We start from the raw sequence: 11,663 nt of genomic DNA, 5'->3' as shown, positions 1-11,663 counted from the left end.
GACCATGCCGCTATCCCGCTGGATTGTTTTGACGTCCTGTCATTTTCGCAGTGTACTCCTCGTCAAATCGTCCTAATTCTGACGGGCCGGACGATGCATGATCCCTTAGGAGAATTTCCATGTCTTCCATTTTCGATGTTGGTGTAATGAGCCGCCGTTCCCTGCTTGGCGGCCTCGCCGCCACTTCCGCCCTGGTGCTGCTACACCCTTTCAGCGCGCGCGCCAGCGCCAACCAGGCGCATCTCAGGCTGATGGAAACGACCGACATTCACGTCAACGTCTTCCCCTATGACTATTATGCCGACAAGCCGAACGACACGATGGGCCTGTCGCGCACCGGGACGATCATCGACAACATCCGCGCGGAAGCTGTCAACTCGCTGCTGATCGACAATGGCGACGTGCTGCAGGGCAATCCGATGGGCGATTACATGGCCTATCAGCACGGCATGAAGGACGGCGACGTCCATCCGGTAATCAAGGCGATGAACACGCTCGGTTATACGGTCGGCACGCTCGGCAATCACGAGTTCAACTACGGCCTCGACTTCATGTTCAAGGTCCTGGCGGGCGCAAACTTCCCCTTCGTCTGCGCCAACCTGACCAAGGGCCAGTTCGCCTCGGACCCGAAGCAGGACGATCTCTTCTTCAAGCCCTACATCGTCGTCGAAAAGCAGATCAAGGACGGCGCCGGCAATGAGAGCCCGGTCAAGATCGGCTTCATCGGCTTCGTACCGCCGCAGATCATGCTCTGGGACATCAAGAACCTCGAAGGCAAGGCGCAGACGCGCGACATCGTCGAGGCCGCCAAGGCATGGGTTCCCGCCATGAAGGAAGCCGGCGCCGATATCGTCATTGCGCTCTCGCATTCCGGCATCGACGGCAGCGCACCGTCCGAAAAGATGGAGAACGCCTCGCTGCATCTCGCCGCCGTCGATGGGATCGACGCGATCTTCACCGGCCACCAGCATCTCGTCTTCCCCGGCCCGAAGAGCTGGGACGGTGTGGCCAATGCCGATCCGGTCAAGGGCACGCTGCACGGCAAGCCTGCCGTGATGGCCGGCTTCTGGGGCTCGCATCTCGGCCTGATCGACCTGCTGCTGGAAAAGGATGGCAATAGCTGGAAGATCGTCGATTTCACGTCGGAAGCACGGCCGATCTATCACCGCGACGACAAGAAGAAGGTGGTTGCCGACTTCGCCGACAAGAAGGAAGTGGTCGAGGCCGCCAAGGCCGAGCACGAGGCGACGCTTGCCTATGTCCGCACCCCGGTCGGCAAGACCTCCGCACCGCTCTATTCCTACTTCGCGCTGGTCGCCGACGACCCCTCGGTGCAGGTCGTCAGCCAAGCGCAGACCTGGTACATCAAGCAGATGCTGGCCGACACCGCATTCAAAGACCTGCCGGTTCTTTCGGCAGCGGCCCCCTTCAAGGCCGGCAGCCGCGGCGGCGCCGACTATTATACCGATGTTCCGGCCGGCGATATCGCCATCAAGAACGTCGCCGACCTCTATCTCTACCCGAATACCGTGCAGGCTGTGGCTATTACCGGTGCTCAGGTGAAGAACTGGCTTGAAATGTCGGCCGGCATGTTCAATCACATCGAGGCCGGCTCGAAGGATGCAGCGTTGCTCAACACCGACTTCCCGTCCTACAATTTCGACGTCATTGACGGCGTCACCTACCAGATCGACCTGTCGCAGCCGCCGAAATATGATTCATCCGGCAAGCCGATCAATCCGGACGCCAACCGCATCCAGAACCTCGCCTTCAATGGCAAGCCGATCGATCCGGCTCAAAAGTTCGTCGTCGTCTCGAACAACTACCGCGCCGGCGGCGGCGGCAATTTCCCCGAGATCACCGCGGACAAGGTGATCTTCCAGGCGCCGGATACCAACCGCGACGTCATCGTCCGCTATGTCCATGATCAAGGCACGATCAATCCGTCTGCCGACGCAAACTGGACCTTCAAGCCGCTCCCCGGCACGACCGTGACCTTCGAAAGCGGCCCGAAGGCGAAACAGTTCCTTGCCGAGGTCAAGAGCGTCAAGATCGAGGATGCCGGCGAAGGCGCCGACGGTTTCTCGAAATTCAGGCTGGTTCTTTAGGCGGAAGACAATATCAGCGAAGGCGCGGCCCGCGCCTTCGTCATTCGGCTGCGAGCGGCGTACCAGCTTCCTGGAGTTCCGCTATCTGAGCATGGAAATCGGCTTGGCTCGGGCAGGCGGAAAGCCGCGTGCGGAACGCGTCGATCATCCAGGTGGCGGCAGGTCCGGGCGGGTTGGCGAGTTGGCGCACCGAATATATGGGATACTCCCCCTGTTCGTAGGCATCCAGATCGAGATGAACGAGCCTGCCGCTCGTCAGATCGTCATGAATCACGGAAGCCGGGAGGCCGCCCCAGCCAAGGCCTGCCGTGATGAGCTGGTGCTTCGTCGCAATATCGCTGACGCGCCACGTCTTGTAGGAGAGAACGTTGAAATCGCGCCCCTTCGTCCGTCCCGACGCATCGGTGACGACGAGCTGCACTTCCTCGCGCACGTCGCCGAGCGTCAGCGGCCGGCCGATTCCGGCAAGCGGGTGGTTATGCGCGGCAACCGGCAACATGAAGGAATGACCGATCCGCTCCGTGACGATCGAATCGTCCTGCTTTAGAACTGCGCCACCGATCCCGATCGTCGCCTTGCCGCTGAGGACGAGATCCATGACCATTCCGAGCTCACCGACATTGAGGCTTAACGAAACGGATGGAAACATCTCGCGGAATTCGCGGAGGACGTCCACCAGGGCTCGCGAAGGCACCATGACGCTGATGGCGACGGAAACCTCCGCTTCGAGCCCTTCCCTCAGGCTTTTGACGCGCGCCCGCATGACTTGCAGGTCGCCCAGAATGCGTCGCGCATCCTCCAGCATCGCCTTGCCCGCCTCCGTCAGCTTCGGCTGACGCGCGCCGGAACGCTCGAAAAGCGGCACTTCGAGCTGCGCCTCTAGATTGGCGATCGTATAACTCACGACCGACTGTGCACGGTTCAGCGCCCGCGAAGCGGCCGAGAAGCTACCGGTCTCGGCAACGGTCAGAAACACCTGCAATTGGTCCAGAGTGGGGTTTGGCAGCATCTTCTATCCATTCCATCGATAGTTTCGATCTACATTATCACCGTTTTTTCGATAGCAGGCCAGACCTATTTTCCTCATCGAGACCGCGGCTCACCTCCCAGCAACGGGCCGTCAAATTCCATTCGAAAGGAAATGCACCATGTCGTCCATCCTGCTTCTGACGTCCAGCCCGCGTGCCGATTCTCTCTCGACGCCGATCGCCGTCGATCTCGCTGAAAAGCTGAAGGGCCAGAATTCGGGCAGCGTCGTCGTTCGCCGCGACCTTGCCGCCAATCCGCTGCCGCATATCGATGACCTCTTCACCGCTGCGATCCGCAAGCCGGTTGAAGATCGCACCGCCGAGGAGGCAGCCGCCGTCAAAACCTCCGACGAACTCGTCAACGAGCTGCTGGCCGCCGACACGATCGTCATCAGTACCGGCCTGATCAACTTCAACATCTATTCGTCGCTGAAGACCTGGATCGACAACGTCGCCCGTGCCGGCCTGACCTTCAAGTATACGGAAAGCGGCCCGGTCGGCCTCGCAACCGGCAAGAAGGTTTATGTGGTGCTCGCCTCGGGTGGCGTCTACTCGCAGGGACCGGCCGCCGCCTTGAACCATGCCGTGCCGTATCTGAAGTCGGTTCTCGGTTTCCTCGGCATCAGCGATATCGAGACTATCTATGTCGAAGGCCTGGCCTTTGGTCCGGAAGCTGCCGAAAAGGCGATCGACGCCGCCAGGTCGCGCGTCCAGGAAATCGCGCTGGCCGCCTGATCGGTTCCTAAACGCTTCACGCAACGGCCGGCCCTTCGCCGGCCGTTTTTCATTTGTCGATATCGGCGACAAAATCCCGCACGGTCGCCAGGATTTCGGCCGAGAGTTCCTCGTCGGAGGAAATCCTGGCAAGGCCGACGCCGCCGGCCATCATCGCGAAGGCCATGATCGCCTTGCGCCGCCTTTCTCCTTCGTCCGCTCCCGCTGCCTTGCTCGCCAGCGACGCGAAATTGCGCCTGAGCCCGTCCGTCGCAATCCCCCGTGCCTTCTCGCCGCTGCGTGATATATCGGAGGTCAGCGCGGCAAAAGGGCAACCCTCACCGGGATTGTCGCGATGATAGGCGTTGACATAACGATCGGCGACATCGGCAGCCGTCATCTCCGCCGGGTTTATCCCCTCGGCCTCCAGCTTGCGTCCCCATGAATCAAAAGCGGACTGGATCGCCTCGGCGACCAGATCGTCGCGGGAGGCGAAATGCTTGTAGAAACCGCCGACGGTCAATCCGGCCTCCTTCATCAGGTCGGCGACGCCAATACCTTCGAGCCCCTCCTCGCGCAGCCGCTTCGATGCGGTCTCGACAATCTTCTCGTGCGTCTTCTGTTTTTCCAACTGCGAACGGCCCATCGGAATCTCCCCGGCACCAATCGAATGAGCATGATGTCGGCCGAAAACCGCTTACACTTTTCGGCATCATGCTCCTCTTGACTCATATAGATTATAATCATAATCCTTGTGGATAACGATCATAATCCAGATCGTTGCCAATTCCAAGAGGAGCATGAATCATGCGTCTACAAAACAAAGTCGCCCTGATTACCGGCGGAAACAGCGGCATCGGTCTTGCGACCGCCAGGGTCTTCATCGACGAGGGTGCCAAGGTGGTGATCACCGGCCGCAATCCGGAAACGCTCGCGGCTGCCGAAAAGGCGCTCGGCGCCGGCGTGCTGGCGCTGAAGGTCGACGTCACCGATGCCGCCGCCACCGAGAAGGCCTTTGCGGAAGCCGCCGCAAGGGTCGGCAAGTTCGACATCGTCTTCGCCAATGCCGGCATCGGCGGCGCGACGCCGCTCGGCGAGACATCACCGGCGCAGTTCAACCAGATCATCAGCACCAATCTCACGGCGGTTTTCTTCACCGTGCAATCAGCCCTGCCGCATCTCAATGACGGCGCTTCGGTGATCCTCAACGGCTCGGTGCATGCCGTGCTCGGCGCTCCCGGCTGGTCGGCCTATGCGGCGACCAAGGCGGCTGTCCGGGCAATGACGCGTAACATGGCATCCGAGCTCGCGCCGCGCGGCATTCGGGTGAATCAGGTAACGCCCGGCGGCACCAAAACGCCGATCTGGTCGCCGATGGCCCAGACGGAAGATGCCATGTCGGCGCTCGAGGCGCGCATCGGCGGCATGAGCCCGCTCGGCCGCATGAGCGAAGCCGACGAAATCGCCAAGGCGGCGCTCTATCTGGCTGCGGATGATTCGGCCAACGTCACCGGCATCGAGATCACCGTCGACGGCGGCATGACGAGCGCGCCATCCGGCGCCAAGATCTTCCGCGCTGCCTGAATGAGTTTCAGCTGAGTTTCACCACGCCGGAGCGGCCGACGACACAGTTGCGGCCGCTCTTCTTGGCTGCGTAGAGCCTGCCGTCGGCTGCTGTCAGCACGGCGGTGAAATCGACGCCGTCCTCGTCGGCGGTCGCAACGCCGATGCTGACCGTGATCGGCCTGTCATCCGGCGTCTTGACGCTGGTCGCGATCGTCCAGCGCAGGCGCTCGGCAAGCAGCAGACCTTCCTCGTGGTCGGTGCCCGGACAGACGGCAACGAATTCCTCGCCGCCGAAGCGGAAGACGCGGTCGCTGGAACGCAGTGTTGTACCGAGCCGAGCGGCGATCGCTTTCAGCACCTCGTCGCCCTGTAGATGACCGTAGCCGTCATTGACATCCTTGAAGTGATCGGCGTCGATAATGAGGACGGTGGCGAATGACCCCTGCTTCAGTGCCTCGAGCAGCATCAGCGGCGCTTCCATTTCCATGCGCGTCCGATCGTAGACACCGGTGAGCATGTCGCGGCCGGTGCGCTCCAGCAGATCGTTGTAGCGCTCGCGAAACGTCAGGTCGCCGAATACGTCGCTAATCGAGCGTGCGGACCCAGCTGCGCCGATACGGCGAACACGATATTCATAGAATGCGAACATCGCCGCGTAGAGGCAGACGGCAAGCATTTTCGCCTTCCATCCACCCCAGAATGCGGCGATCGGCACATCCAGGAAGTAATGCAGCGCGGCGAAGAAGCCGATCTGGTCGAAGGTCAGCAGCACGAAGCCCGAAATCAGGAAACGCAGGACGACGCGGCGGCGGAAGAAATCGCCGAGTTTTTCATAAAGCAGGATGATGCCGAGCGAATCGACATAAAGCAGCGCCGTGCCCCAGACCATCAGCCAGCCCATCTCCTTGAGGAAATCGACGTCCGGCGTGTGGTTGGTCGACATCTGCAGCGGCTGGTGCAGCTGCAGCACCCAGGCAATACCGACGGTGAGCAGGTTGCCGAGGAAGAGGCCGTAGATCGGCTGGCGCACCGTCGCGGCATCCTCCTGCAGGTAAAGCATCAGGATCATCATCAGCTTGCCGGAGAAGAAGACGGATGAGCCCGGTGACACGTCCCCGAACGGCAGCGAGACATAGAAAACCGCCGCCAGATAGGTCTCCATGAAATGCATGACACCGAGCGCCGTCAGGAAAACCCCGAGACCGAGCCGATGGCGAAAGTGCAGGAGCGTCACCATCAGCGCGAAATAGGCGACGGCTTCGACGACGAAGAGAAGGAGGTTGAGTGTCTCCATCATGAGACCGCGGCTCCGGACGTTCGGCCTCGTCCTGGCGCGGTGATCGCGACAGCGAATCCATTGGTCAATCGTCCGAAACAGTCAAACACGGGGGTGTCCTGCAAATCCTGCAGGCGATACCTTTCACCGCAATCCTTTAAGATTGCGTGAGCGAAACGCGCTCGCTGGAGGGCAGCCGGTCACACACAGGAATAGTTGCAGCCGGGTATCAGGGACCTATGCCCGGATCCCGATTCAGACCTGACGAAGCTTCTCGCCGTCGCCAAAGAGCGACGAACCATGCTGATCGATGATCTGCTGCGCCTTGCGCACCGTGCATTCGAGCGCGTCATCGGAGGAGGAAAACAGATCGGCGCGGATGAAATTGCGCACCAGCACCTCGTCGCCGACCTTCTTTTCGATGCGGCCGGCAAGGCGATACTGGCCGCCTTCCTTGCGCGGCTCGGCATAAATCGTGCAATCGCCGTAAAGCTGCGGCTCGCCGGAAGGGCCTGCCGCCTCCGAAGCCGGTTTGCCGCCGCCGGAGAACATCGAAAAGATATTTGAAATGAACGAAGCCATGCTCCGCCTTTAGCACGATGGCATCGCTGTCGCCAAGTCAAATGATCAGATTGGCGAGGATCTCGTTTTCGGTGATATCCTCGTAACCCATGCCGGCAGCTTCGAAATTTGCGATCAGCCGGGCGAAATTCTCCGGTGCCTTGGTTTCGATGCCAATCAGGATCGAGCCGAAATTGCGCGCCGATTTCTTCAGATATTCGAAGCGGGCGATATCGTCATCGGGGCCGAGCAGATTGAGAAAATCCCGGAGTGCGCCGGGGCGCTGGGCGAGACGCAGGATGAAGTATTTCTTCAGCCCCGCGTAACGCATGGCTCTTTCCTTTACGTCAGGCAGGCGCTCGAAATCGAAATTGCCGCCGGAGACGACGGCGACGATGGTCCTGCCGCGGATCGCTTGGCGATCCATCGCGGCAATCGCCGTCAGCGACAGAGCGCCGGCCGGCTCCAGCACGACGCCCTCGACATTCAGCATTTCCTGAATGGTGACGCAGATGGCGTTCTCCGGCATCATTTGCACTTGGCTTGCAAGAAAATCGCGAAGGGCAGCGAAATTGAGGTCGCCGATGCGGGCGACTGCCGCGCCGTCAACGAAATTATCGACTTTGGCCAGCGTCGTCACCATGCCCGCCTCGATACTGCGCCTGAGGCTCGGCGCACCGGCGGGCTCGGCGAAGACGAAAGCCGATTTCGGCACCGTGCCGTCGAGATAACCGGTGATGCCGGCAGCCAGTCCGCCACCGCCAACCGGCAGGACGACCATGTCGGGCACGGTTCCTTCCGGCAACTGCTGCATGATTTCGGCGGCGACGGTTGCCTGGCCCTCAATGATGTCGGCATGGTCGAAGGGCGGCACCATGACGCCGCCGACCGCCTCCACATGTTCGCGGGCGGCCTGGTAGCACTGGTCGAAGAAGTCGCCGAACAGCCGGATGGTGATGTATTCGGCGCCGAACATGCGGGTCTTATCGATCTTTTGCTGCGGTGTCGTCACCGGCATGAAGACGACGCCCGGCACGCCGAAATGGCGGCAGACGAAGGCAAAACCCTGAGCGTGATTGCCGGCCGAGGCGCAGACGAAGGTCTTGCCGGCAGCACCCTGCCCGATCGCCTTGCGGAAGAAATTGAAGGCGCCGCGGATCTTGTAGGAGCGCACCGGCGACAAATCCTCGCGCTTCAGCCAGATATCGGCTCCGTAGCGGGCCGACAGGTGATCGTTGAGCTGCAGCGGCGTTGCCGGAAACAGGCTGCGCATTGCCTCTTCGGCGCTTTCGACATCAAGTCTCGTCACGGGCGTGGTCCATTCTCATGATTACAGCGCCGCGCGTCTTTTCAGACGCGCAAAGGACGCTGTAACACTTTCAATTGCTGCATAATTTTATCCTTAAATCGATTCCGATTTAAGGAATTATGCAGTAGCCACTGCCGCTATGGCATAGGCCGACCGGCAAAAGAAAGCCCGTTTCGGCCATTTCCGGTTCGCTCCCGGGCAAGCCTTTCTTAAGCCAATCGCGAAATCGGCGGCAGATGAACTGATTTTAACTGTCAATGAAAAGCCAAGCCACTAATATGAAGCCATGATGATCTTCAAATTTGCAAGGCCGCTCGCCTGGCTGCTGCTCGCCCTCATCCTCTTCGTCACGGTTTCGCCGATCGGGCTGAGGCCGGAAACGGTCACGACGGTCGATACCGACCGCGGGGGCGCCTTTGTTCTCGTCGGCCTCGCCTTCGCGCTCGCCTATCCGAAACAGTGGAAGATTGTGGCGGTGCTGCTGATTGCCGGTGCAGTCGCCATCGAATATCTGCAGTATCTCACACCAACACGCCATCCGCGCCTGCACGATGCCGGCATCAAAGCGGCGGGCGCAGCCCTCGGACTGCTGGCTGGCTGGCTGATCAACAGGTGGCGCGAGACCAAAGCGCCAAACGCGCTTCCGCTCACAGAGCGATGATCACTACCAGCAACAAGCCGCACATAATCCCAAAATCGAATTCAGGATCCGTCCAGATCGAAAGTGATAGAGCGTCCTTAGCGCGTCTTCTTGGACGCGCTAAGGACGCTCTAGAAACCCTGCAAATGCATTGCCCAGAAGAACAGCGGTATAGCGGCTATCGCAGTCCCCAGAACAAGTGCGACACTGGTCTTGAAGATGCGGATGCGCCGAACCTTAGTCCCACTCCAATCGTAAACCATCGTCTTACTCCCACAAGACAACCCTTACTCAACTGTCGCGGCGCAATCGTTACGCCGGAAATTCCTTTGTCAAGCGATAACTTGCTTTTATGCACAATATACAAGCAGATTCAATACAGGCATATTCAAGCAGGATTATGAAGGTGGTGCGGGCGACGGGGGTCGAACCCGTACAGCCAAGGCCGAGGGATTTTAAGTCCCTTGCGTCTACCAGTTTCGCCACGCCCGCTTTACTTTCAGATCAACGACTTGCGCGGATTCGTCAAGGGAATGTTTTGCAGCTTTTCCTTCGCGTTTTGCAAAATGGGTTCTGGCGATGTTCTTCCGAAGGTCGACGGGATTCCCTGACGCACTGTGCTAAGCGGACGGGTAATCATTGAAAGGAGCATAGCATGCCGAGCCTCACGCAGATGACAGGGTCACTGCATATCCACAATTTCTATATCGCAAAGTTGAAAGCCAAGCAGGAGCAGCTTTTCGAGAGCGATCCCGAATTGGCGCAGCTTCTCGACAATGTTGCTGAGGTTCTGTCCGAGCACGTTGTAGCGCTCACCGATGATATCGCTGACATGGAAGATGACGACACGTGGGACGACCCGAGCCGATGATCGACTGGACGGATCGGCATATTTTATCGATATAAATCAAAGATGGCATAGGCAGGCGTAGCACTTTCGTAGCACTGCCGAGTTATCGTCATGGATAAGCATCAACTTCCAAGCAATTCTTGAATCTATTGATCCACCTTGAAAGACGCTTCGCCACCCTCGATTCCCTTTTTCGCTTTCGCATACGCGGACTTCGGAATTTGCGGGCTCGCCTTGTTCAAGTCATCCTTCTCGGCGACTAGCGCCTTCAACTGCGCCGTGAGGCCCTCATCCGTCGCATCGCCAGCCCAACAGTCGATCGACCAAAACATACGAGCAGCGTTATTAAGGCGGTCATAGGAATGTGCAGCAGCTAAATGAGCGCCCTCTTTTTCATTGGGATTAAGGAAGGTCGTAATTGCTGACAGCACTGGAACGATTATCGAGAAAAGAACCGCGACGGCGGCAAGAGCCGCGTTCTGTTCAGCGGTCTTGGTGAAAGCCGCGACACCGACCAACGCCGAGATGACCACCGTCGGGATACCCAGCCATAGATGCCATGTTTTCCAGCCCTGAGCAGCTTGATGATGCCCCTTACACGAATAGAGAGTGCTTTCCTCCAACCGTTTCGCTTCGGCAATTACTTGGTCGCGGGTCTTAGAAGGCGGCCGCTCGCCCGTCGTTGTGATCTCAACCATAGGCGGGGAAATAATCCGGAAAGAGGCGTTGCCATTGCTCGATTGCGGCGCGGTTTCGACCCGCCGTGTTGTGCTGCTCGGCTGCCAGAGCGATGCTGAGCGCCGATTGTATTCTGTTGCTGGCTTCATCAATCTTGGTCTGTGTGCCAAGGTAGCTGCCGACATTGTCTCCGTAGCCCGCCGGGTCGAGTATGCCGTCGCGGATCAATGGTCGGACTCGGTCGAAGAAGAATCTGATCCCTGAAGGAAAGTCGGAAATCGTTATTCTCTCGAAGACTTTCAGCGCCAAGACTTCAAGGTGAAACGACCTGAAGAAAGAGCCGTTTCCTTTATTCCATGCTTTCAACATCTTGATAGTCGGGACAAGCGCACCAGAATGGTCCTTATTTGCGTCGCTGACAATTCCAACGTGCCTTTGGGGATCGGTGGAAAGCCACTTCGAGGTCACCGAGTTGGGAATTACATAGCCGCCGCCTTGCCTGAGAAAGCCGACCACAACATCCACAACGAAGTCCGTGAAGCGAATCGTGACCGCCTGCCCGTTCCGGCTGATGCTAGGGGTCGAAGTGTAGGTTTTCAAAAGCGTGCGGCGTACCGCATCTAAAAGACCTGCTGGAGTGTATTGCCTAAAGTAAGAAGAATCCAAAACAAAGAAGACATCAACATCGGCTTCATTCAGAGGCGCGATCATCGTGTGGCGAGCGTAAGAACCAGTCAAGAAACTTTCGTGAACCCTCATGCCGGCTTGGAGTACATCACGCACGCGGGTTTGACGCACGGAAACAGTCTCCGCCTGGAGCCCCGTTATCTCAAGATTTGACCTTAACTGCGCAAAACCTTGCTGTACGCTAATCACCATGTTTGCCTTTGATTTAATCAATCCCTAAGGGAATATATCAGAGTTTCTTACAAA

At 58.8% G+C, this 11,663-nt stretch carries 12 protein-coding genes and 1 tRNA gene; 5 read left to right on the top strand and 8 right to left on the bottom strand.

What is annotated here, in order from left to right:
* Nucleotides 1-119 precede the first annotated feature (119 nt).
* A complete protein-coding gene (locus tag OIU37_RS00685) occupies nt 120-2,108 on the top strand; it encodes a bifunctional 2',3'-cyclic-nucleotide 2'-phosphodiesterase/3'-nucleotidase (protein WP_264255072.1) in 1,989 nt (662 codons plus the stop codon).
* A gap of 40 nt (nt 2,109-2,148) precedes the next feature.
* Here the strand turns inward: OIU37_RS00685 and OIU37_RS00680 are convergent, their stop codons facing one another.
* On the bottom strand, nt 2,149-3,117 hold the full coding sequence (locus tag OIU37_RS00680; RefSeq protein WP_168310158.1) for a LysR family transcriptional regulator: 969 nt from the start codon (nt 3,115-3,117) through the stop codon (nt 2,149-2,151).
* Between the two features lie 139 nt (nt 3,118-3,256).
* Between OIU37_RS00680 and OIU37_RS00675 the strand changes: the two genes are divergently transcribed.
* Nucleotides 3,257-3,871 (top strand): FMN-dependent NADH-azoreductase, encoded by a 615-nt coding sequence (locus tag OIU37_RS00675; RefSeq protein WP_180695360.1) that lies wholly within the window; start codon nt 3,257-3,259, stop codon nt 3,869-3,871.
* Nucleotides 3,872-3,920: 49 nt separating this feature from the next.
* Here OIU37_RS00675 and OIU37_RS00670 read toward each other — a convergent pair whose 3' ends face one another.
* A complete protein-coding gene (locus OIU37_RS00670; protein ID WP_182211442.1) occupies nt 3,921-4,496 on the bottom strand; it encodes a TetR/AcrR family transcriptional regulator in 576 nt (191 codons plus the stop codon).
* Nucleotides 4,497-4,657: 161 nt separating this feature from the next.
* Here OIU37_RS00670 and OIU37_RS00665 point away from each other — a divergent pair, with 161 nt between their 5' ends.
* The gene (locus OIU37_RS00665) at nt 4,658-5,434 is read left to right on the top strand and encodes an SDR family oxidoreductase (RefSeq protein WP_264255071.1); all 777 of its coding nucleotides are present in this window, start codon (nt 4,658-4,660) and stop codon (nt 5,432-5,434) included.
* 7 nt (nt 5,435-5,441) lie between these two features.
* Here the strand turns inward: OIU37_RS00665 and OIU37_RS00660 are convergent, their stop codons facing one another.
* The 3 genes from OIU37_RS00660 to ilvA all read right to left on the bottom strand — a co-directional run bounded on the left by OIU37_RS00660 (nt 5,442) and on the right by ilvA (nt 8,562).
* A complete protein-coding gene (locus tag OIU37_RS00660; protein ID WP_180695363.1) occupies nt 5,442-6,713 on the bottom strand; it encodes a diguanylate cyclase in 1,272 nt (423 codons plus the stop codon).
* Between the two features lie 234 nt (nt 6,714-6,947).
* Nucleotides 6,948-7,274 (bottom strand): HlyU family transcriptional regulator, encoded by a 327-nt coding sequence (locus OIU37_RS00655; protein WP_003538786.1) that lies wholly within the window; start codon nt 7,272-7,274, stop codon nt 6,948-6,950.
* A gap of 37 nt (nt 7,275-7,311) precedes the next feature.
* Nucleotides 7,312-8,562, bottom strand: a complete 1,251-nt coding sequence (ilvA, locus tag OIU37_RS00650) for a threonine ammonia-lyase (protein WP_264255063.1) — start codon at nt 8,560-8,562, stop codon at nt 7,312-7,314.
* A gap of 286 nt (nt 8,563-8,848) precedes the next feature.
* Here ilvA and OIU37_RS00645 point away from each other — a divergent pair, with 286 nt between their 5' ends.
* Entirely contained in the window at nt 8,849-9,223 is a 375-nt protein-coding gene (locus tag OIU37_RS00645) for a VanZ family protein (protein ID WP_319004687.1), read from the top strand.
* Between the two features lie 386 nt (nt 9,224-9,609).
* On the opposite strand, the gene OIU37_RS00640 is transcribed toward OIU37_RS00645, so the two are convergent.
* Nucleotides 9,610-9,694, bottom strand: a tRNA-Leu gene (locus OIU37_RS00640).
* Between the two features lie 163 nt (nt 9,695-9,857).
* Between OIU37_RS00640 and OIU37_RS00635 the strand changes: the two genes are divergently transcribed.
* Nucleotides 9,858-10,073 (top strand): hypothetical protein, encoded by a 216-nt coding sequence (locus OIU37_RS00635; protein ID WP_264255060.1) that lies wholly within the window; start codon nt 9,858-9,860, stop codon nt 10,071-10,073.
* A 125-nt stretch (nt 10,074-10,198) separates the two neighbouring features.
* Here the strand turns inward: OIU37_RS00635 and OIU37_RS00630 are convergent, their stop codons facing one another.
* Together OIU37_RS00630 and OIU37_RS00625 are read right to left on the bottom strand one after the other, a co-directional pair.
* Complete coding sequence (locus OIU37_RS00630) at nt 10,199-10,750, bottom strand: SLATT domain-containing protein (RefSeq protein ID WP_264255059.1); 552 nt, start codon at nt 10,748-10,750, stop codon at nt 10,199-10,201.
* Nucleotides 10,743-11,609 carry a CBASS oligonucleotide cyclase gene (locus OIU37_RS00625; RefSeq protein ID WP_264255057.1) on the bottom strand — a complete coding sequence of 289 codons (867 nt, stop codon included), beginning with the start codon at nt 11,607-11,609 and terminating at the stop codon, nt 10,743-10,745. Before OIU37_RS00625 ends, OIU37_RS00630 begins: the two co-directional genes overlap by 8 nt.
* Between the last annotated feature and the right edge of the window lie 54 nt (nt 11,610-11,663).

This window comes from Rhizobium sp. BT-226 (assembly GCF_025847085.2).
Lineage (GTDB): Bacteria > Pseudomonadota > Alphaproteobacteria > Rhizobiales > Rhizobiaceae > Rhizobium > Rhizobium sophorae.
Note: the sequence above shows the minus strand (reverse complement) of the source record. Positions and strands in the feature narration are given on the sequence as shown.

What these genes read in the sequence shown, in the direction of transcription:
- OIU37_RS00635 (WP_264255060.1), top strand. Translation starts at nt 9,858, where the DNA reads ATGCCGAGCCTCACGCAGATGACAGGGTCACTGCATATCCACAATTTC.
- OIU37_RS00645 (WP_319004687.1), top strand. Translation starts at nt 8,849, where the DNA reads ATGATGATCTTCAAATTTGCAAGGCCGCTCGCCTGGCTGCTGCTCGCC.
- OIU37_RS00675 (WP_180695360.1), top strand. Translation starts at nt 3,257, where the DNA reads ATGTCGTCCATCCTGCTTCTGACGTCCAGCCCGCGTGCCGATTCTCTC.
- OIU37_RS00655 (WP_003538786.1), bottom strand. Translation starts at nt 7,274, where the DNA reads ATGGCTTCGTTCATTTCAAATATCTTTTCGATGTTCTCCGGCGGCGGC.
- OIU37_RS00665 (WP_264255071.1), top strand. Translation starts at nt 4,658, where the DNA reads ATGCGTCTACAAAACAAAGTCGCCCTGATTACCGGCGGAAACAGCGGC.
- OIU37_RS00625 (WP_264255057.1), bottom strand. Translation starts at nt 11,609, where the DNA reads ATGGTGATTAGCGTACAGCAAGGTTTTGCGCAGTTAAGGTCAAATCTT.
- OIU37_RS00680 (WP_168310158.1), bottom strand. Translation starts at nt 3,117, where the DNA reads ATGCTGCCAAACCCCACTCTGGACCAATTGCAGGTGTTTCTGACCGTT.
- OIU37_RS00630 (WP_264255059.1), bottom strand. Translation starts at nt 10,750, where the DNA reads ATGGTTGAGATCACAACGACGGGCGAGCGGCCGCCTTCTAAGACCCGC.
- OIU37_RS00660 (WP_180695363.1), bottom strand. Translation starts at nt 6,713, where the DNA reads ATGATGGAGACACTCAACCTCCTTCTCTTCGTCGTCGAAGCCGTCGCC.
- OIU37_RS00685 (WP_264255072.1), top strand. Translation starts at nt 120, where the DNA reads ATGTCTTCCATTTTCGATGTTGGTGTAATGAGCCGCCGTTCCCTGCTT.
- OIU37_RS00670 (WP_182211442.1), bottom strand. Translation starts at nt 4,496, where the DNA reads ATGGGCCGTTCGCAGTTGGAAAAACAGAAGACGCACGAGAAGATTGTC.